Origin of the sequence: Niastella populi, assembly GCF_002078015.1 — a bacterium.
GTDB classification, from domain to species: Bacteria; Bacteroidota; Bacteroidia; order Chitinophagales; family Chitinophagaceae; genus Niastella; species Niastella populi.
This window is the reverse complement of record NZ_LWBP01000078.1, coordinates 53,759-73,722: the sequence shown is the minus strand read 5'-3', so window position 1 is coordinate 73,722 and position 19,964 is coordinate 53,759. Positions and strand designations below refer to the sequence as shown.

17 protein-coding genes are annotated in these 19,964 nt (G+C 45.0%); 6 read left to right on the top strand and 11 right to left on the bottom strand.

Annotation, left to right across the window (positions count from 1 at the left end):
• Positions 1-41: 41 nt before the first annotated feature.
• Positions 42-707, bottom strand: a complete 666-nt coding sequence (locus tag A4R26_RS08615) for a catechol O-methyltransferase (RefSeq protein WP_081163382.1) — start codon at positions 705-707, stop codon at positions 42-44.
• Entirely contained in the window at positions 700-1,335 is a 636-nt protein-coding gene (locus A4R26_RS08610) for a hypothetical protein (protein ID WP_081163381.1), read from the bottom strand. The genes A4R26_RS08615 and A4R26_RS08610 overlap by 8 nt, the downstream gene beginning before the upstream one ends.
• 198 nt (positions 1,336-1,533) lie before the next feature.
• Here A4R26_RS08610 and A4R26_RS08605 point away from each other — a divergent pair, with 198 nt between their 5' ends.
• The gene (locus A4R26_RS08605) at positions 1,534-2,613 is read left to right on the top strand and encodes a DUF3810 domain-containing protein (RefSeq protein WP_081163380.1); all 1,080 of its coding nucleotides are present in this window, start codon (positions 1,534-1,536) and stop codon (positions 2,611-2,613) included.
• Positions 2,614-2,794: 181 nt separating this feature from the next.
• On the opposite strand, the gene dcd is transcribed toward A4R26_RS08605, so the two are convergent.
• Entirely contained in the window at positions 2,795-3,331 is a 537-nt protein-coding gene (gene dcd, locus A4R26_RS08600) for a dCTP deaminase (protein ID WP_081163379.1), read from the bottom strand.
• Between the two features lie 90 nt (positions 3,332-3,421).
• Between dcd and A4R26_RS08595 the strand changes: the two genes are divergently transcribed.
• On the top strand, positions 3,422-4,066 hold the full coding sequence (locus tag A4R26_RS08595) for a 4'-phosphopantetheinyl transferase family protein (protein ID WP_081163378.1): 645 nt from the start codon (positions 3,422-3,424) through the stop codon (positions 4,064-4,066).
• Between the two features lie 59 nt (positions 4,067-4,125).
• On the opposite strand, the gene A4R26_RS08590 is transcribed toward A4R26_RS08595, so the two are convergent.
• Positions 4,126-5,379 (bottom strand): DUF2130 domain-containing protein, encoded by a 1,254-nt coding sequence (locus A4R26_RS08590; protein ID WP_081163377.1) that lies wholly within the window; start codon positions 5,377-5,379, stop codon positions 4,126-4,128.
• A gap of 650 nt (positions 5,380-6,029) precedes the next feature.
• Here A4R26_RS08590 and A4R26_RS08585 point away from each other — a divergent pair.
• The 3 genes from A4R26_RS08585 to A4R26_RS08575 all read left to right on the top strand — a co-directional run bounded on the left by A4R26_RS08585 (position 6,030) and on the right by A4R26_RS08575 (position 12,128).
• Positions 6,030-7,325, top strand: coding sequence for a FecR family protein (locus A4R26_RS08585; protein ID WP_133054597.1), 1,296 nt, complete (start codon positions 6,030-6,032; stop codon positions 7,323-7,325).
• A 126-nt stretch (positions 7,326-7,451) separates the two neighbouring features.
• Positions 7,452-10,724 carry a SusC/RagA family TonB-linked outer membrane protein gene (locus tag A4R26_RS08580; protein WP_081163375.1) on the top strand — a complete coding sequence of 1,091 codons (3,273 nt, stop codon included), beginning with the start codon at positions 7,452-7,454 and terminating at the stop codon, positions 10,722-10,724.
• A gap of 195 nt (positions 10,725-10,919) precedes the next feature.
• Positions 10,920-12,128, top strand: a complete 1,209-nt coding sequence (locus A4R26_RS08575; RefSeq protein WP_165760196.1) for a RagB/SusD family nutrient uptake outer membrane protein — start codon at positions 10,920-10,922, stop codon at positions 12,126-12,128.
• A gap of 126 nt (positions 12,129-12,254) precedes the next feature.
• On the opposite strand, the gene A4R26_RS08570 is transcribed toward A4R26_RS08575, so the two are convergent.
• Complete coding sequence (locus A4R26_RS08570) at positions 12,255-12,575, bottom strand: hypothetical protein (RefSeq protein ID WP_081163373.1); 321 nt, start codon at positions 12,573-12,575, stop codon at positions 12,255-12,257.
• Between the two features lie 890 nt (positions 12,576-13,465).
• Here A4R26_RS08570 and A4R26_RS08565 point away from each other — a divergent pair.
• Complete coding sequence (locus A4R26_RS08565) at positions 13,466-14,035, top strand: RNA polymerase sigma factor (RefSeq protein ID WP_165760195.1); 570 nt, start codon at positions 13,466-13,468, stop codon at positions 14,033-14,035.
• Positions 14,036-14,115: 80 nt separating this feature from the next.
• Here the strand turns inward: A4R26_RS08565 and A4R26_RS08560 are convergent, their stop codons facing one another.
• From A4R26_RS08560 to allB, 6 genes are all read right to left on the bottom strand, one after another.
• Positions 14,116-15,546 carry a DUF6986 family protein gene (locus A4R26_RS08560; RefSeq protein WP_081163371.1) on the bottom strand — a complete coding sequence of 477 codons (1,431 nt, stop codon included), beginning with the start codon at positions 15,544-15,546 and terminating at the stop codon, positions 14,116-14,118.
• A 66-nt stretch (positions 15,547-15,612) separates the two neighbouring features.
• Complete coding sequence (uraH, locus tag A4R26_RS08555) at positions 15,613-15,951, bottom strand: hydroxyisourate hydrolase (RefSeq protein ID WP_081163370.1); 339 nt, start codon at positions 15,949-15,951, stop codon at positions 15,613-15,615.
• Between the two features lie 13 nt (positions 15,952-15,964).
• On the bottom strand, positions 15,965-16,477 hold the full coding sequence (gene uraD, locus A4R26_RS08550) for a 2-oxo-4-hydroxy-4-carboxy-5-ureidoimidazoline decarboxylase (protein ID WP_081163369.1): 513 nt from the start codon (positions 16,475-16,477) through the stop codon (positions 15,965-15,967).
• A 95-nt stretch (positions 16,478-16,572) separates the two neighbouring features.
• On the bottom strand, positions 16,573-17,319 hold the full coding sequence (gene allE, locus A4R26_RS08545; RefSeq protein ID WP_081163368.1) for a (S)-ureidoglycine aminohydrolase: 747 nt from the start codon (positions 17,317-17,319) through the stop codon (positions 16,573-16,575).
• 1 nt (position 17,320) lies between these two features.
• Positions 17,321-18,574 carry an allantoate amidohydrolase gene (locus A4R26_RS08540; protein ID WP_081163367.1) on the bottom strand — a complete coding sequence of 418 codons (1,254 nt, stop codon included), beginning with the start codon at positions 18,572-18,574 and terminating at the stop codon, positions 17,321-17,323.
• Entirely contained in the window at positions 18,561-19,910 is a 1,350-nt protein-coding gene (allB, locus tag A4R26_RS08535) for an allantoinase AllB (protein WP_081163366.1), read from the bottom strand. Before allB ends, A4R26_RS08540 begins: the two co-directional genes overlap by 14 nt.
• Positions 19,911-19,964: the final 54 nt, after the last annotated feature.

Sequence of the window (19,964 nt, the reverse complement as noted above, 5' to 3'; positions counted from 1 at the left end):
CCTTCTTTTGTATTCCATTATCACATTATCGAATTATCACATTACTTCACTATTGCAAGCGCCATTCCATCGTACTCCTTTACGCCAACCATTTGAAGAATGGTGGCGGTAACGGCGGTATTGGCGCCCAGCATTTTATTGAAGCGTTGGGCACCGTTCACGGCTGCCTCGGTGCTGTTCTCATCCAGTACTTTACCCTCGCGTATCACATTGTCGGCAACGATAAGGGTACCGGAACGCGATAACTTAAGCGCCCATTCAAAGTAATCGGCATATGGCGGTTTATCGGCATCAATAAAGATCATATCGAAAGGGCCGGCGCCTTCGGCATGCAACTGGGGAAGTATATCCAGTGCCCTGCCTGTTTTAATCTGCACCTGTTCAGCCAGGCCTGCCCGTTCAATGTTCTTTTGTGCTACTGCCGCATGCTTGGGATCATATTCGAGTGTTATCAGCCTGCCGTCTTTCGGTAAAGCGCGGGCCATCCAGATGGTGCTGTAGCCAGCCAGGGTGCCCAGTTCAAGTATGTTTTTGGCATTGCATAACAACGCTAGTATCTGTAGGAATTTACCCTGGTTGGGGGAGATGCTGATAGCCGGCATACCGGCTTCTTTCAACGACCTGGTGGCAGCGATCAGTGCTTCATCTTCATGGCCAAGCAAATTACCGATGTAATGGTCAACCGATTCAAAAATTTCATTATTCATTTGTAGTATCCGGAATTTGTTTAATGAATTCTACCAGAGAAATGATATTGTTTTGCTGATGGTATTTTTTCAGTTTTTCAAGAATGGGCGGGAAGTCGGAAAAGAAAGGATAAAGGTTCTGTTTGGCCTGTTCGTACTTCTTTTCATTCATTTTTGTTAAAACAGGAAATGCTGCATACTCCTGCCTTTCGGCCCGGGTCTTTTCAAAAATGATATTGGGGAAAGTGGTAATGCCCCCACGCCGCGCATCGTATCCATAATAGAGCACGTAGTAAATATTGATCTTGCCGGTATAAATAACCTGGGCGAACGATTGTTTTAGCACCGATAACCTGTTGCGTGAAGTAAATTCTTCTCCATATACTTCCAGGTTGGTAAGTGTTTTGAAATGCAGGCTATCGGTAGAGAACCCCTGCAGATCGGTAACATCGAATTTTTCCTCCTGTTCCACATCCTGTTTGAACCGGAGTTTTTCATAGGGCGAAGGGAACCATTTTATCAGTCCCTTTTTTTGGGTAGCATCGTTTAATATAATGGTTCCCGGTACAAATTCCTGTGCAAACGGGTAGTTTTGCGCACGTACAGACCAGGTTATGAACATACCCACAACAAAAAATAAACTTTTCATAGTAGTATTGTTATTGTGAATTTAAAGAATAATGCGATAATGTGCTAATTTGCTAATCCCGACTAAAGCCGGGACAAGTTGTGCTAATGAAATACAGGCTACTATGAATGCTTCCGCGTAAGCTTCGCTTTATAGGAGCTGCCCGATCTTGAAGCATTAGCATATTATCACATTAGCAAATTAGCTAATTAACAATTTATGTGGAGGAAAAAAACAGCCTGGTTAGTATTATTAGGTCTGGCTATTTGTATTAAAATCTTTTCATTATTCCCCGATGCGGTGGAAAAATATTATGCTGAAGGGATCTATCCGGTTGTTTCTAAATTACAACGTATCATTTTCGGCTGGCTGCCATTTAGTGTGGGCGATATACTTTACGGATCGGTGATCGTATGGCTGATATACAAACTGTATCATACGGTGAGGCGTGTTTTAAAAAGGCAAACCAGTAAAAAATACTGGCGGTATGCCCTGTTGCAAACCGCCTTTGTTGTGGTAATAGTGTATGTATCGTTCAATTTATTATGGGGTTTGAATTACAACCGTCGCGGGGTGGCCTACCAGTTAGAGCTGAACGTTCAACGCTATTCAAAAGAAGACCTGATAAAGCTGATGGAACAGATCGTGTTCCGGTTGAATGCGCTCGATTCCGCTTCCCGGGTAAACCGCGAAGCGATATCACGCAAAAGGAATTTATTCGATGGCGCTGTTTCGGCATATGATCAACTGGCCCGCAGTGAGGCGGATTTTACCTATTCATTCCGGTCGGTAAAACCTTCGTTATACAGTTATCTCGGCAATTACCTTGGGTATACGGGTTATTATAATCCGTTTAGCGGTGAAGCGCAGGTGAATACAACGGTGCCGCTGTTTATTCAACCGTTTACCACCTGTCATGAAATAGGCCACCAGTTGGGATATGCAAAGGAGAACGAAGCCAATTTTGCCGGGTATCTTTCAGCCAAATCATCAAAGGATGCATTGTTCAGGTATTCGGTTTATTTTGACCTTTACAGCTATTCAAGATATTACCTGTTTGCGCAGGATTCGATGGCAGCCAAGAAGCTCGATGCGCAATTGCCTGCAGGTATCAAAGCCGATTACCGCGAATTAAGGGAGTTCGTGAAAAAATACCGTAACCCCATAGAGGCGGTCATCGATCTTTTGTATGGGGAATACCTCAAAGCCAATAACCAGCCAGGCGGAAAATTAAGTTACAATGAAGTGGTGGCGTGGTTGGTGGCTTATTATAAGAAATATGGGCCAGCTGCTATATAAAAAAGTGTTTGTTGAATTGATTTATTTGTACCGGGGAGGTTCAAATGTGTTAATGTGATAATTAGCTAATGTGCTAATATATTCAGGCGCTGGCAGTCTTTAAATTCGCAAAGCTCCCGCGAAGCATCCATCCTCATTACCTGTATTCATTAGCACATCAGCACATTAGCAAATCAGCACATTAGAATTTATTCTTCCACATCATGCTTTCAACCGGTTTATCGGGCTGACCGCTGTATTTGGCGTTTTTCTTTTCATTGTATTTAACGGCAATTTCCCCTTCTACCGGGAAATAGATGAGTTGTCCGATGGGCATGCCTTTGTACACTTTTACCGGTTGTTTTACCGAGATCTCCAGCGTCCAGTTGCCGCAAAAACCAACATCGCCCTTGCCGGCGGTGGCATGAATGTCGATACCGAGGCGGCCGGTAGATGATTTTCCTTCCAGGAAAGGCACATGGGCGTGGGTTTCGGTATATTCTGCCGTTACGCCCAGGTAAAACACATGGGGGTACAGCACAAAACCGTCTTCAGGTATTTCGAAATACTCAATTTCATTATGTTTTTTGGCATCCAGAATATGCTCCCGGTAGGTAGCCAGGTATTTGCCAAGGTGCACATCGTAACTATTACTGCCCAGGCATTCACGTTTATAGGGTTCAATGCGGATGCTGCCTTTCTCAATTTCTTCCAGTATGCGTTTATCCGACAAGATCATGTGATGTGATTAGTTTATATTTGATTGTTGATTAACAGGCTTTTTGCTGCGGCCCGAAAATTGGTGCAATGTAAAATCTAAAACGCTACTGTGGCATTGTTTTATACACATAATATTAACGTACATACAAAATTGGGCATCTGGCGAATAGAAGAGCCCGAAGCATTTTACCTCGAAAAAGTACCCCTTAAAAAGGGAGTATCTCACCCATATAAACGGTTGCAGCACCTGGCAGGCCGGTTCCTGCTGCCGACCCTGTTTGAAGATTTTCCGCTGGAAGAGATACTGGTAGCCGACACCCGTAAACCATTCCTGGAGCGCGAGCAGTACCATTTTTCCATTTCCCATGGCGGTAATTTCGCTGCAGCTATTGTGAGCAGCACCAGCAGGGTGGGGGTCGATATTGAACTGGTATCGCCACGTATAGTAGCTATTTCACATAAATTCCTGCATCACAACGAAAAGGTGTTCCTGAACGACTGGCTGCACCTCACCAAAATGCACCTCGAGCTCACTACTGTATTATGGAGCGCCAAAGAGGCCATTTATAAATGGTATGGCCATGGGGAACTTGATTTCAGGCAGCACATGCAGTTATCGGGGCCCATCACCTTCAAGGCCGACGAAACCATTGTACTGCCGTTCGTGTTCAAAAAACAGGAACCCATTCCCTTAACGGTAGAGGCCAGGATCTTCGATCAGGTGGCGCTTGCCTGGGTGATCACGGGAGGGTAGTTGGAAGTTTTAAGTTGTAGGTTTTAAGTTGTAAGTAGGCTGGCTTCTGATATTAACGGTCATTCATCCACCAACAAAGCATCTGCATCATCGATCAGGTCCAGTTGAATATTGTCGTTGCCGGCGATGCCTTCAATGGAGCCCTTGATATGGGCCGCGTTGAGCAGTACTTTTTCCAGTTGCTTTTCGCGCATCTTCCAAAGCTTTTCCATGGCATCGCGTTCCTTTTGCAGGGATTGTTTCATGGCCCTGAACCCTTCGCGAATAGCGCTCCACTGTTCACCGAACTCATTGCTGGTTAAATAGGAATACAACATATTCATTTTGTCGCCCCGGTTTTCCTGTGTTTTGGTGGCCATAAAGATCTTGAGGATCCCATCGCGCAGCACATGCACCAATGCCAGCGCATCGCTGAAAGAGCAGATCCAGATGCCGTCGAGCTGGCCGAACGTATTCACCTGGTCGGGCAGGGCCTGGGTTACAATAACCCCTATATCGGCCGAGGTGCTGCGCATATCGGCCTTTAGTTTTTCGATCCAGTTCTTATCGAAATGTTTGGTGCGTTTGCTTTCAAAAATGATCTTTCCGCATTCCTGTCCCAGGTTATTGCGAATGATGAGGATACAGTCGGCCCCGCGCACGCCTTTCCCTACTTCACTCACAAGGTCGAAGGGGAAAGTGGCTTTGAGCATTTCTTCCAGGATAAGTTCCTGTACCTCGCCCTGTAATTGCATGGAACCCTGCTCGGCTTTGCGGCGCATTTCTTCGGCCAGTTTTTTCTGGTCGTCGAGCTGTTTTTCCAGTTCGCGTAACCGGAACTGGTATTCGGTTTCCCGGGCAGCTGTTTTCTGTTCTTCGAGTTTGCGCAATTCTTCCGACAGCTTTACGCGTTCTTCCTGCAGTTTACGTTGAACCGAAAGCTCCAGCTCGGCCTCTTTGTTTTTAAGGGCCTGCTCTTTTTGCAGGAATTCCAGTTCTTTTTGCCGGGCCTGCACCAGTTTGTTCTCCTGGTCTTTATTGGTTTGCAGCAGCATTTGCATTTTGGTCTCGAAATCTGCTGAAATGGTTTTGCGAAGGTTCACTTCAACAGATTGCTGAATGCGGGTGGTTTCATCCTGCAACTTTTTGGCAAACTCTGCTTCTTTATGTTGGGCCTGAGCGATCAGGTCTTTTTCGCGCCGGGCAAAATCATCTTCTTTCTGTTTTACAAAAACCAGCATTTGCTCCCGCAACTTCTTCTTATATTCTTCAGAAACAGCATCTTCTATGGCAAACTTGTGTCCGCAACTGGGGCATTTGATATCTGTGGCCATGTACGAATTTTGCGCGCAAGTTAAGGAAAACGAAAGGGATGAAGGCCGGTATACCCGCCCCGGGGTTCGAAATGACTGTTACTGACAGGGGATTACATATGAGTACTGGTTGACAGGTTAATAAGTTAACGGGTTGACGGGTTGACGTGTTGACGGGTTGACAAGTTAAAAGGTTCCACATTACTGAAAGACCTTTGATCAGGAGCTGCCCTTTAACGTGCCTATACCGGAAAACGGTCACCTTTATTGCAAGCCCTCATTTTTTTTTACCATTCAGAATTCTTTTTACTACTTTCGTATATGCTTGCACATAACGTTCCCCGTGCAGCCCCAGCCAATAGCGAACTGAGATTGCCAATAATTCTATATCCCTCAGATCTATGCAATCTGCCTTGTCCTTTATAACATGTATTTCAAGTCATTGTTATACCGTACAATATGTTTACTGCGGCTTATGGCTTAGATACCACTGGTTAAACCTCAATTAGTAATTCTGAAAGGTGGCACTGATTACTAATCAGGCAGCTCAAACATGAAGGTTGATTTCCCGATTTTACCAATGGATGTATGCGAATGATGATTTTGTATTTACACGTATGGTAATTAGTTATATCTAACGGTTAATCATTTTGTTTACCAAACCCTTCGCCGTGGCTACCCATAAACATATTGCTGAACTCATTATCAAACACCGTAGGAATACATTAAGCGTGCAGGAAAATGAAGAACTGAATGCATGGTGTAACCTTTGCGGGGAGAACCAATTGCTGTTTGAAAGGTTGAGTGGTCCGGGTTATGATAACATGGTTGAATTATATAACAGTTTATCCATAACCGAAACGGGCGGAAAAGTGCGGCCGCTGTTTCCGGATCAACGAAGAAAACGTTTTATAAAAGCCCTGGGATATGCAGGCATTGTAATGTGTTTGCTGTTTACCGCGGTTGCCTTGAATTCAATTTTCAATAAACAAAAAGACAGATATAAAAAGAATGAATTGGTTCAACAGCGGGGGTCGGCTATAAACGATAATAAAGCGCCGGATCTGCACCGCGTTCAACTGAAACTGGCTAACGGTGATGTGGTATACCTTGATAGTGCGGTTGACGGCCATATCGCTTTACAGTACCGGTCGGCTATATTTAAGCGTGGTGATATGGTACGGTATGAATGGTCAACCGGAAATGCACAACCTGAACTGGAGTATAACACCCTCATAACCCCGCGGGCAAGAAAGTTTGTACTGGAATTGCCCGATGGCAGTAAAGCCTGGTTAAATGCTTTTTCAAGCATTACTTACCCAACGGCATTTATTGGTAAAGAACGCATTGTTCAAATAACCGGGGAAGTATATTTTGAGGTGAACCATGAACCTGTTGCGCTGGGCAAAGTTGAAAAGAAACCGTTTATAGTATATGTTAATTCAATACCGGGCAGCCTCGGCATTGGTGCAAAAGTGGAAGTAATGGGCACTCATTTCAATATAAATGCCTACGGTGATGAACCGGTGATCAAAACCACGTTGTTGCAGGGAAAGGTGAAGATCAGTAACCAGTTCCTGCAGGTGGCAGGCACCGGCAGAGTGGTGAACGAGCCGGTGGAAAAGGGCAATGAAAGTGCCGCATTGCAAACAACGGTGCTAATACCGGGACAACAGGCGCAGATAAGCGGTAATGGCAGGTTGGAGGTAATTAAGTATGCAGATATTCATGAAGTGATGGCCTGGCATAAGGACCTGTTTATGTTCAACGATCAGCATATAAAAAGGATCATGCAACAAATTGCCCGGCATTATGATTACGATGTGGAGTTTGCGGACAGGGTTGATGGTCATTATACGCTCACGCTGACCCGGCAATCAACGCTTGACCAGGTGTTACGGGTAATTGAGTTGTCGGGCGGGGTACAGTTTACAGTTGAAGGACGTAAGATAATTGTTTCTCAATAAAGTGTAGTTAGGGGTAGAAGTGCTGAGTGTACCGATGCGATATGAATTATGCAAACCGGTTATAACCGGTGTATTGGTTTTTATTTAGTGTAATATTAGCGTAATGCTAATCACAAAGAGTAGGACATGACTAGAATCTTGTTAATGCTTTGTATGGTGGCGTGTGTTCCGGTTTATGCGCAATCACAAACCTATACTATATCGGTGGATAATGTTCCATTGAAGAAAGTAATGAAGCAGATTGAAAAGTATGGTAAATATTATTTCGCATACAGGACTGAATTTGTACAACATGCCGATCGTGTTACAGTACACGTAAAAAACGGGACCATCGACGAGGTGATGCTGCAGGCGCTGAAAGGCCTGGGGCTAAATTACCTCATCGTTGGTAATATGATCACCGTTCGCCCCGATTCAACCTTCGCGCAGATACACCAGCAGGAATTGATTACAGTTACCGGCCAGGTCATAAATGAAACCGGCGAGCCGGTTGAAAATGTATCAGTATCGGAAAGCGGTTCCAGTGCAGGTACTTTCTCTTCAAATACAGGGCAATTCTCCATTACCGTTAAGCCAAATACATTATTGAGTTTTTCCAGTGTGGGTTATGAACCGGTGCAAAGGGTTATAAACGGAAAATCACATGTAACCATCCGGTTGAAGCACCAGGTGATAGACCTTGATGAAACCGTTATCACCGGGTATGGGAAAACGTCAAAACGGTACAATACCGGCTCCATTTATAAAATAGATCATAAAGATATTGCCCGGCAGCCGGTAAGCGATCCGCTGGGTACTTTGCAGGGGCGGGTGCCGGGTTTGCTGATCACCCAAAGCAATGGCCTGTCGGGGTCTACCTATAAGGTTCAGTTACGCGGGCAAAGTTCCATTGGCATTGTGCCCGGCAGTTTACCGCCCAACGATCCCCTGTTTATTATAGATGGCGTTCCTTATGCGCCCAATAACTATCCCATCATTGGCGTTACATCCGGTTCGATATTTGGGGAATCGGGCCGAAGTCCTTTCTCCTTTATTAATATTGGCGATATCGATCACATCGAAATTTTGAAAGACGCCGATGCTACGGCTATTTATGGCAGCCGCGGTTCTAATGGGGTAATACTGATCACCACCAAAAAAGGAAAGATCGGGACGCCGGTCTTTAACCTGAATGTGAGAACCGGTGTTGGCAGAATAACCCGGTACCCCGAGATGATGAATACGCAACAGTATGTGCTGATGCGTAATGAAGCATTGAAGAATGATGGGTTGGTAGTGGATACAAAAAATGCGCCTGACCTTATAGACTGGGATACTACCCGGAATACCGATTTCAAAGAAATGCTTATTGGCGGGCAAGCGGTAACCAATAACGTTCAGTTCTCTTTATCAGGCGGCGGTGACCGGTTGCAATATTATCTGGGTTCAGGCTATCACCGCGAAACAACGGTTTTCCCCGGTGATCTGAAGAATGAGCGGTTATCCGGGCATGTTAACCTTCATTACCAAAGCAGGGATTCGGGCTTCAATGTTACATTATCGGTAATCGGGCTTAGAGATAAAAACTGGTCGATACAGAATGATCTCACAGCGCTGATAAAAGACCTGGTGCCTCATACGCCGGTATTATACGATTCGGCGGGTAAGTTTAACTGGCAGCAGGGTACGCTTTCATTCAACAATCCGCTGGCTTTATTGAATAAGAAGTATGAATCAAAAGCAACCAATATTTTGGGGAACCTTGATATTAGTTACCGCATTGTAAAGAACCTGGTTTTTAAAACAAGCCTTGGGTACAACAGGTTGCAATTCGATGAAATAAGCATTGTGCCTTCGGCAAGTATCAATCCGGTTACAACGCCCGATCCGAAAGGCTTGTCCTATTTTGGCAAAGTAAGTTATAACAGTGTGATTGCCGAACCGCAACTGGAGTATAACAGGTATTTTGGGTTTGGCAGGATCAGTGGTTTGGTGGGAAGCACAATGCAGGTACAACATAATACTGTTTCTACTATTGATGCATCACAATTTCCCGGCGATGACCATTTACGAAATGTACATGCTGCCGGCCACCTGGTTCATAAGGAATTAAAAACAGAATACCGGTACGGTGGCGTTTTTGCCCGGTTGAACAGCGTTCTCTTTGATAAATTCCTGATCAATCTTACCGGCCGTACCGATGGCAGCAGCCGGTTTGGTGCGGGCAGGCAGGTAGGTACGTTCTGGTCAACCGGCCTTGGCTGGATCTTCTCCAATGAGGCGTTTATTAAAAACCGCTTGCCCTTTATCAGTTTTGGGAAGTTAAGGGCCAGTTATGGCGTTACGGGTAATGACCAGATTGGTGATTATAAATACCTCGACAAATGGCAGGATATTATTGGTTCGGCTTATCTGGGGCGGGCGGGTATTACACCTGTTCAGTTGGCCGACAGTAATTACAGTTGGGAAGTTAGCCGTAAACTGGAAGCGGCTATTGAAATGGGGCTGTTTAAAGACCGTGTACTGATCACGGCGGCCCATTACCGCAACCGTAGCGGTAATCAACTGATCGCATATGTGTTACCGGGTATAACCGGTTTCAATAATTATGCGGCTAAAAATTCCCCGGCCCTTGTACAAAATTCCGGGTGGGAACTGCAGGTGCAAACAAAGAACCGGCTGAATAAGCACTGGCAATTAAGTGGAAATGTAATGCTGACTATTCCGCGTAATAAATTGATCGCATTTCCAAACCTTTCCACATCATCCTATAAAACCAAGCTGACGATAGGCGAGTCACTTTCTTCTTTGACCGGTTTTCAATATAAAGGAGTAGATCCGTCAACAGGGTTATTTGATTTTATTGATCAGGATGGCAATGGCGAAATAAGTTCTCCGGAAGATTACCGCATACTTGGCCATACAGATCCAGCATGGTATGGTTCTGTGCAAACAAATGTGCATTATAAAGGCTGGCAGCTGGATATATTTTGGGAGATTAGAAACCAACGGGCAAGTAGTTATTTATATCCAATGTATTCATTCTATCCTCCCGGCACACAACTGGTAAACCAACCGGTAATGGTATTGCATCGCTGGCCGGAATGTTTGGAACAGTGTGGGATACAACAATATACTACTAGCGCCAATGATATTGCAAAGGAATCTATGAAACGATTTGTAGCATCGGATGGATTTATCAAAGATGCTACGTTTGCCCGGTTAAGAAATATTGAACTGTCATGGCAGTTACCGGCGTTATGGATGAAGAATATTGCTATAAAACATTGCAGGTTATATCTACAGGCCCAAAACCTGTTTACTATTACGAAATATAAAGGACTTGATCCGGAATTGCGTGATTTGAATACATTGCCACCATTGCGAACAATAGCTGCCGGTATTGAACTCAGTTTTTAAATTATTAGTATGAGAAAGATGTGGTTAAAATATAAAGTATGCTTTTGTACTGCAGTAATATGCAGTATGCTAACTGCTGCGGGATGTAGAAAATTGGTTCAGGTGGGCGAACCCGATGATTCGATGACTTCACCAGAAGTTTTTTCAAGCGATTCGCTGGCGCAGGCTGCGATATCCGGGTTGTATATTAAAATTATGAGCAATAGCAAATTCCTGTTGAATGGGGGGATGAGCTTGTTTCCCTCTCTTTCTTCAGACGAACTGGTACGAAATATGGTTTTCAGTTTCGAAGATCAGTTTACCGGGAATATTTTGAATTCAAATAATACGTTGATTAATTCCAATTTATGGAAGGCGGCATATGCGTATATATACCAATGCAATATTTGTATACAAGGGTTGGAGAGATCGAACAGTATTACTTCGGGATTGAAAACTCGGTTATCCGGTGAGGTGAAGTTTGTGCGCGCATTGTGTTATTATTATTTAGTGAATTTATTTGGCGATGTGCCCCTGGTGCTGGGCACCAATGCTGATGTAAATATGCTTATGTCGCGTACGCCGGAAGATCAGGTATATAATCAAGTAGTGCTTGATCTAAATGCCGCCGGTGATGCCTTGACCGGAGTGAACGATAAAAGGTTCCCCACGTCTTTTGCTGCAAAGGCGTTGCTGGCAAGGGTTAATTTGCATTTGAGTAATTGGAGTAGGGCAGATGAGCTTACTTCTGACATCATTAACTCTGGACAATTCCATATGGAAGACAATTTAAGTGAGGTATTTAAATCACAAAGCAGGGAGGTCATTTTTCAATGGGCGCCGGTACAGAACAGGCAGAATTCAGCAGAAGGATTTATGTTTATTCCTTTGGGGAGCGGCAGGCCTAATTATAGTGTGTCGGATCACTTGTGGAAGGCTTTTGAAACTGGTGACCTAAGAAAGGGCAGTTGGATAAGATCAGTCATGGCAAACGGACAAACTTATAATTTTCCTTTCAAATACAAATTAAACCTTTCGCCAGTCGGTACTCCTCCTGAAGAATATAATGTTGTATTCCGGTTGGCAGAACAGTACCTGATACGGGCTGAAGCACGGGCCAAACAGAACAGGGTTGAAGAAGCGATATCGGATATCAATATTATCCGTACACGGGCCGGCTTACCGGAATTGGCAACCACTATCAGCAAAGAGCAATGTTTACAGGCCATAGAACAGGAACGACGTACCGAGTTATTTACCGAATGGGGGCATCGCTGGATCGACTTAAAACGTACCAATCGCGCCGATGAAGTATTAAGTGCAATAAAAGGAAGTAGCTGGCAGGCTAACGATAAACTCTATCCCATACCATTTGCTGAACTGGAAACTGCGCCCAACCTGAAACAAAATCCTGGTTACGAGTAACGAATTCTAATAAAAAGAAAGGCGTATCATGCCTTTTTTATGGACATACACATCCCGGCTTTACTAACGTAAAGTGCATGCATGAATATCCGTATTTAAACATGATACGCCCTGCCGGTGCGGGAATCAGGGGTGAGAATACAGCGCTTTGTCGGGGTTGGATGTGATGGGTGTAGGAACGCCAAAACCGTCAATCATGCAATTGGCCGGAGCCCAGCCTTTTTCTACAAGTGTTTTGGGATTCGATATACTTTCATCGAGACCGGTAAGCGCCATTTCATTGGTAACGGTGTTCTGTCGGCCAAGCCAGGTGTTAGTAATGTCGAACCAATAATAATTGATCTGTTTTTTCACCGGTTTGGATTCGAAACCAGGGGTTACGGCAGATAGGGCCGTTAGCATAATAACAAACGCCAACAGGAACAAGGGTAGTCTTGTCTGTTTCATAATGTTGCTGCTTTTATTATTCAAAAAGCAGGAAAAACATTGAGTGTATTGAGAATTATTGTACCCGTTGGTTGATGGGCATAAGTCTCCCGGTCCGCTGTTTAGAGCGGAAAGTCAAAGCGGTGGCAGTAACGCAATTGGAGAAGTTTGTCAGGGATCGGGATGCCAGAAAAAGGTTACGAAGAATATGGCTTGCTTGTAGTGGTAAAGTGGGGCACGGGAAGGTAAGTAGGATGGTGGTAGAAAATGAGCTGAAAGCATGATCTCATTTTCATTTCTCAAATAAAGTTAGGAGAAAGCGAATAGATATTATAAAAATATTTCGTTATTGATTACTTATTGATAAAACGCAAAATACGACTAAGTAAAATGTTTAATGTTTATGGTTAAAATCTTCATTCTTTGTTTATTCTCTCTGCCGCTATTGTAAAGAATTCCTCTGTTTATCTCCTGCAGCTTTCCAAAGGGATCCTTATCAATTCAAAATCACCCATATGTATAAATAGTTAACATTGCAACCATTATAAATGAAATTATTTTTCCCGGCTTTAGTAAAAACGGGCATCACCGGTGTTTTTATATAATGGAAAGTATTAGAAAGTTTTTTACACAATGGAAAGGCCCGGTAGTAACAAAAATGGAATTTGTTTCATCCCGGGAAGGCTACAGCAAACTTGTACAACAGAAATGATAAGTCAGCAATCAGTTTATTAACAGCATAATAAACAACTTTTTATCACATGGAAGAACGCACCGGCTGTTTGGCCATCGGGGCTGCAGCCGGTCTTTAACGAAACCTGTATCAACCTCCAAAATATCCACTTGTTCAACGAAGCCATGAAAAGGAAAGACTAAAAAATGTGTTGCGACATTTCAAAAACTACATGATCATGAGGAATACAGACACTTTAACGAATGAGAAAAGTAAACGTCTTAAGCAGCAGAAGTTACCCGAGTTTGAAAAAGTATTTCATTTGTTCAACCCAGCTCTTTGTTTCTTTGCCCGCCGCCTTGTCAATGATGCTGCCATTGCCCAGGATATAGTCACTGATGTATTTGTAAAGCTCTGGCAAAGGCAGTCAGACTTTAAAACGGTTTATGCGGTAAAAGCGTTTTTGTACATCAGTACCCGCAATGCCTGTTTAAACCATAATCAGAAGGCTCAGTACCAAGCCCGCATCAGGGAAAACATCCGTCAGCAATCGAACGATATTGAAACTGAGGTCATGAATGAAGCTATTCATGCCGAGGTTTTACAACAGGTTCATAATATTGTAAACGAGCTTCCCGAAAAATGTAAAGAAGTCATGTTGCTGAGTTATACCAAAGGCCTCGATTGCCACGAAATAGCCCGGCAAATGCGGCTTTCGGTGCATACCGTCAGGAATCAGAAAAACAGGGGTGTGCACTTGGTCAGGAACCGCTTCCGTTTTAGAGAAGAGTTTGTCCCCATCCTGTAATCTGGCTTACCGATTTATATAAATGCAATAACCCATCATAGCCGAAGGGCCCTGATGGGTTGTTGCATTTATAACAGTAACTATTTTTTTCTTCTTCCTTCCAGTATACGATAAAACGACCGGCTGCGTATTTCATCGATCGTAAGTCCGGTAGCCGTGGCTTCTTCCGCGGTAATGGCGCCGCAATTCATCGCTTTTAAAAAGAAATTCAGCAGTCCCTGCCCCGTAGCGGCATCGTCGAAGATGTCTTTTGTCAATGTAGAAATAGCCGCGCGTTCAACAAAGGTCTTTAACCGGAAAACCGCATCTTCATAACTATTCAAAAAGAAATTATAGGTAGCCGCATAACGCATGGGTAACTGGGCCGGGTTCAGGTCCCACCCCTGGTAAAAGCCATTGATAAGCGAATGCATGGTGTGGTGAAAACCTGTACGCCAGGCCTGGTGTACCGATTCCCGGTTCTCAGCCATCTGCTCAAAGCTGAGCTGGTGCCCCCGGTGTGCACCAATGGGCATCACATTAGTTGCGCCATCCGATAAAAAAATACCGGTTCCTGCAAGCGCCACCTTGGTCATGTGGTGGGCAAAATCGCAAACAGGATGCGCCATAGTTTGATATTTGGCCGTAATTCCACAGGAAGCAGTATAATCATACGTTCCAAAATGCGCGGCAATACATCGCCCCTCGCTGGCTTTGATTATCCGTAACAAAGGGTTTCGGCCTTCTTCATCCATTATGATCTGGGTTGCCTCTACCATGGTTTCCATTTTTAACGACCCCGGGGCTAACCCATTCGCTTTTTCCAGTATTTCAAACAAACGAACAAGCGTCACAACTTGTTCAGGAATAGTAACTTTCGGCAACATCACCACGAAATTACGCGGTAATATACCATCGGTTTGTTCAAGCAGGGCAGACAGAAAAATATCCAACGTGCGTACACCGCGAAGTTTCAGGTCTTCGGTAAAAGGTTTTATGCGAATACCGATGAAAGGGGAGATCGTGTTGTTTTTCATTCCCGCCGCCAACTCCCGCGCAGCTTGTACCGCTGTAGCATCTTCTTCCTCATTTGGCCGGTTGCCAAACCCGTCCTCAAAATCAATTCTGAAATCTTCCACCGCCTCTGTTTGCAGTTTGGCAATTATCTTGTTGTACACCGTAAACGCAAGCCAGGCTGGTTCCTGTTTGCGCTGTGTTTCGGTCATTGCAGCCAGTTTGTTTGCCAGCGCTTCTATTTCGCTTTCATGCTTTGGTAAATGTTCATATCCGTTCAACTGCAATACATTCGCCAGCACTACAAAATTGGGCGCATACGTTTGCAGGTTCTTCAATGCGATCTCACCCATTTTAACACAGGTGTCGGCTTTGAATAAATTGGCGCCGCCATATACCGTATGCACGGGTTGGCGATCAGGTTTGTCGCCGGGATATGTTTGCTGGAATCTGAGATTGGCTGTTTGCAATTGCTGCATCAGCGCAGATTGCTCATTTTCCGGTATGGAAAATTTCATAGTTCGTCTTTATTGTAAAATATGATTTTTTGCAACAGGTTGGGTGGCCATTTTCCGGCCTGCCCATCAGGAGCCGCGATAGGTGGAATAACCAAACGGATTTAACAACAAAGGCACATGATAGTGCGATGAATCGGAAATGGAGAATACCACTTCCACGAACGGATAAAATGGATCGATCATCAAATGTTTATAATATTCACCCGTTTCAAACCTCAACTTGTATTGCCCGGGGGATAGCAATTCGTTTTTCGGCAGCCAGTCGGTAATGCGGCCATCGTTATTGGTGAAGCCGCGCACTATTTCTCTCCAATCGGGATGGTGCTGCCTGTATAACACGATCTGCACACCAGCCGCAGGTTTACCGTGGGTGGTATCGAGAATATGGGTGGTTAACTGGCTCATGTATGGTTATGATTTAGGTCGTTATGCCGAACAGTTTTTCCAGTCTTAGCCTGGTAATTTTCAGTTGTTCTTCCATGGCAATCTGGATCTCCACTTCCGGATTGTTGTACAACCGCTGGTTTAATAACTGCAACATTTCATCGGCCGATTTACCGGTGGCGCAAACGATGAAGATGTAACCAAACCGTTGTTCATATACCTGGTTGCCTTCGCCCAGTTGTTCAAGGGTTTGTTCCGATGCCTGTTTTACCGATGATTGTTCTCCTTCCGCCCAATTTGCCGTAGCGGCAAACTTTTCTTTCAGCGAATCGAGATCGCCAATTTTAGGATGTTGTGAAAATGCTTCCCGCCAGTCGGCTTCCTGACAGGCATACCATTGTTCTTCGGCTATTTCCAGCAGATCTACCAGGTCTTCGGCCGGTAATGCCGATATCATTTTATTTACCCAGGTACTGCTTCCACAACAGCTATGCAGCAATTTCTTTTTCTCTTCCACATCAAGATGATCGAATTCGGCAATGGTCATAGTTATTGATTTTTAAGACGTGAACGTGAAACGGCAAATCCCCGGCTTCATCGGCGCAGGCTGTGAAAGTCCTGTAAATATCAAATTCTCTCACTTTATACAACTGTGGGAAACCTGTTCACGTTCTTGTAATAGATATAAACAGCCGGTTCTTTGCCCATGGCGGTGAACCACTGCTGACAATAAGGGGCCATCCAGATAGAATCGCCTTTTTTTATTGGATACCACTGATTGTCGAGCATATAAACCCCCTGCCCCTGCAAATACAGCAAACCATGTTCCATGATATGCGTTTCTACAAACGGTAAATGACCGCCGGGATCATAGGTGAAAATATTCACCGCCATATCGAACGATAAATTATCGGGCAATAATACCTGTAGCCGCAATGCAGGATCATTAAGGTAAACCGGACCGGGCACAGCAGCCGCATCGCCGAAAAGGGTTAACGGCACCGGCGCTTCCTGTAAAGGCTCATACACTTTATGAAAGGTCAGGATCCTTGTGCCGGGCGCAGGATCGTCAAACACATATTCTTTTTGAATGGGCACATATACGAATTGTCCGCCGGTCAGTATTTTTGTTTCCCCATTTACCGAGGCCTTGCATTCGCCTTCTATTACATAAAAGAATATTTGCGATTGTTGGGTACTGCCGGTAAGGCTGCCGTCTTTTTGCAAAGTGACCAGGGTTTGACAAAGCCGTGCGCCCATTTGTTCATTGATGATCACATTGACCGTACAGTTCGTCCAGCCGGGCACATTACTGTTAACATATCCATCGGGACAAATAACCGCATGATTGCTTTTTACTACCGTTCTTGTCAGCGCTGATATTTCCATATTACCCCTTGTTATATTTTTGAATAAGTGATTGTAAAAATGCTGCCGATACATCTACCGCAGCGGCCAGGTCTTTCAATTCTACATTTTCCAACGGATTATGGCTTATGCCTTTAAAGCAACGAACGAACAACATGGTTACCGGCGATACCGGTGCAACGGCCACCGCATCGTGTCCTGCACCGCTTACCATGTTAACGACCTCATAACCACACTGGCGAACCGAAGCAGCCAGCAACCTGCTCATGTTGGCATCACAATTTACCGGTTTTGTTTCCTGCACAAGGTTCCACTCAAAAATAATATTTCGCCGCTGGCAAATGGCCGTGCCCAATTGTTCAAGGTAGGCATAACAGGATGACAATACCTGGTGGTTGGGACTGCGAAGGTCGAGGGTACAACTTACTTCGCCCGGGATAACATTGCTGGCGGCATTGTGAATGTTCATTGTGCCAACGGTTGCCAGCACGGATTGCATATGGCTGCCGGCAAACCTTTCCACTTCAAGTATAAATTCAGAAGCAGCGCATAGCGCATCGTTTCGCATATGCATGGGTACGGTGCCTGCATGACCTGCTTCGCCTTTAAAGGTGAGCGCTATTCTTTTTTGCCCTGCAATGGCGGTAACTATGCCAACAGGAATATTTTTTTCATACAATACTGGCCCCTGTTCAATGTGCACCTCAAAATATCCCAACCATTCGCCGGCGCGAATGGCATCCTGTGGCAGTAATGTAGTATGGCTGCCCATGGCCTGTAATACATTTTCCAGTGAAGTTCCGTTGGCGTCCTGTTTATTCAACAGTTGGGCGTCAAATTGTCCGGCCACAACCTTACTGCCCAGGTAGGTTGTATGAAACCGGCACCCTTCTTCATCACTGAAGGCGATAAGCTCAAGATGAAAGGGCAGCGTTCTCTTTTGCTCAATAAGTTGTTCAATAAGGGCAAGCCCGAGCAGCACACCGAGCGGCCCGTCGAATTTACCGGCATTGAACACGGTATCTATGTGTGATGCGATCACCAGGGTTTTGGCGCCGGGTACGGAAGATGGCAGTCTGCCTCTTACATTGCCGATATTGTCGATGCGGGTTTGTAACCCGGCCTGTTGCATCCATTGGGCAACAAGCGTTTGTCCTTTTACAAATGCATCGGTGCCAAACGTACGGGTTATAACGCCGGGGGCTTCACTAATGGAAGCCAGTTCATTGATCCGTTGCAGGATGACGGTTGCCAGTTGTTGATTATGGGGTATCAAGTGTAACTATTTTTCCTTTATTTAGTGCAGGGAATTTTCCATTGTCATAAATCAATTCTCCGGCCAGCCAGGTTTGTTCTACCACACCATACAATTCCTGGTTCAGGTACGGGGTCGTTTTATGTTTATGATGCAATTGTTCGGGGGTAACGATGAATTTTTTATGGGGGTCCCATGCAACAAGATCGGCTGCATAGCCCCGGGCGATCTTACCTTTCAGTTTACTTAATCCTGCAGGCAGCTGGGCGGGGTTCGTGCCAAGCCATCTGGCCATATCGGTAACTGGTATATTTCGGCTGCGTGCCGCCGTCCAGAGAACGGGCAATGCCAGTTGCAGCGAAGCTATGCCGCCCCAGGCTTTCATTAAATTGCCCGATGCTATTTCTTTTATATCCGGAGGGGCAGGGGAGTGATCGGTAGCAACAAAATCAATGATTCCTTCCTGCAATGCCTGCCATAGTTGTTCATTGTTTGCTCTTTCGCGAATGGGCGGCGCACATTTAAAAGCGGTTTGCCCATCGGGTATTTCTTCTGCATTGAAATACAAATAATGTTGGGCCGTTTCAACAGTGAGGGGCAGTCCTTTTGCTTTGGCCTGTTTTATTTGTGCAATTGAACCCGCTGATGACAGGTGTACAATATGCGCATGGCACTGGTACTGTTCGCACAGCCGTATCATCAATGCAATGGCTTCATCTTCCCAGGCCATTGGCCGCGAAGAGAGATAGTGCCGGTAAGAACGCTCATCATTCCCCGGCTGGGGTTGCTGGTTATTGCTAAGTTCACAGTGTACCAGCAATGGCAAATTATACCGGGCGATAACGGGCATGGCTTTATGCAGGTCGTGTTCCGTAACATTGGGAAATTCATCGATGCCCGAATGCGTAAGGAACGCTTTAAAACCCAATACGCCTTTTTCTGCCAGTTGGGGTATCTCTTTTTCATTTCCGGGAATAATGCCACCCCAGAAACCACAATCTACCTGTAACTGTCCTGTTGCGGCTTCGGCTTTTTTATCAAACGCGGTGGCGGTTGTGGTAACGGGTGAGGAGTTCAGCGGCATATCTACCAGGGTGGTAATACCGCCGGCTGCTGCTGACCTCGTGCCGGTAGCAAACCCTTCCCAACCGGTACGGCCAGGTTCGTTCAGGTGAACATGTGGGTCAACAAGCCCGGGCATCAGCAACAAGTTGCCAATATCAATGGCTTCGTGATTGCAGGCTGGTGATTCGCCGGTATGGAAACCTTCGATGAGCCCATTACGTATAGATACATAACCTTCCCTGATCCCTTCAGGTGTGCAGATATTCTTACCGCTGATGACCCGGAAGTTCATATTTGAATAATTGTAGTTGCTATTAAAAATAGACAATTAATTCTTTAAATTGAG

Coding starts and splice junctions, on each gene's coding strand:
- uraD (WP_081163369.1), bottom strand. CDS start 16,477: ATGACCATTGCCGAATTCGATCATCTTGATGTGGAAGAGAAAAAGAAA.
- A4R26_RS08605 (WP_081163380.1), top strand. CDS start 1,534: ATGTGGAGGAAAAAAACAGCCTGGTTAGTATTATTAGGTCTGGCTATT.
- A4R26_RS08570 (WP_081163373.1), bottom strand. CDS start 12,575: ATGAAACAGACAAGACTACCCTTGTTCCTGTTGGCGTTTGTTATTATG.
- allB (WP_081163366.1), bottom strand. CDS start 19,910: ATGAACTTCCGGGTCATCAGCGGTAAGAATATCTGCACACCTGAAGGG.
- A4R26_RS08610 (WP_081163381.1), bottom strand. CDS start 1,335: ATGAAAAGTTTATTTTTTGTTGTGGGTATGTTCATAACCTGGTCTGTA.
- A4R26_RS08560 (WP_081163371.1), bottom strand. CDS start 15,546: ATGAAATTTTCCATACCGGAAAATGAGCAATCTGCGCTGATGCAGCAA.
- A4R26_RS08565 (WP_165760195.1), top strand. CDS start 13,466: ATGAGGAATACAGACACTTTAACGAATGAGAAAAGTAAACGTCTTAAG.
- allE (WP_081163368.1), bottom strand. CDS start 17,319: ATGGAAATATCAGCGCTGACAAGAACGGTAGTAAAAAGCAATCATGCG.
- dcd (WP_081163379.1), bottom strand. CDS start 3,331: ATGATCTTGTCGGATAAACGCATACTGGAAGAAATTGAGAAAGGCAGC.
- A4R26_RS08575 (WP_165760196.1), top strand. CDS start 10,920: ATGAGCAATAGCAAATTCCTGTTGAATGGGGGGATGAGCTTGTTTCCC.
- A4R26_RS08590 (WP_081163377.1), bottom strand. CDS start 5,379: ATGGCCACAGATATCAAATGCCCCAGTTGCGGACACAAGTTTGCCATA.
- A4R26_RS08580 (WP_081163375.1), top strand. CDS start 7,452: ATGACTAGAATCTTGTTAATGCTTTGTATGGTGGCGTGTGTTCCGGTT.
- A4R26_RS08615 (WP_081163382.1), bottom strand. CDS start 707: ATGAATAATGAAATTTTTGAATCGGTTGACCATTACATCGGTAATTTG.
- uraH (WP_081163370.1), bottom strand. CDS start 15,951: ATGAGCCAGTTAACCACCCATATTCTCGATACCACCCACGGTAAACCT.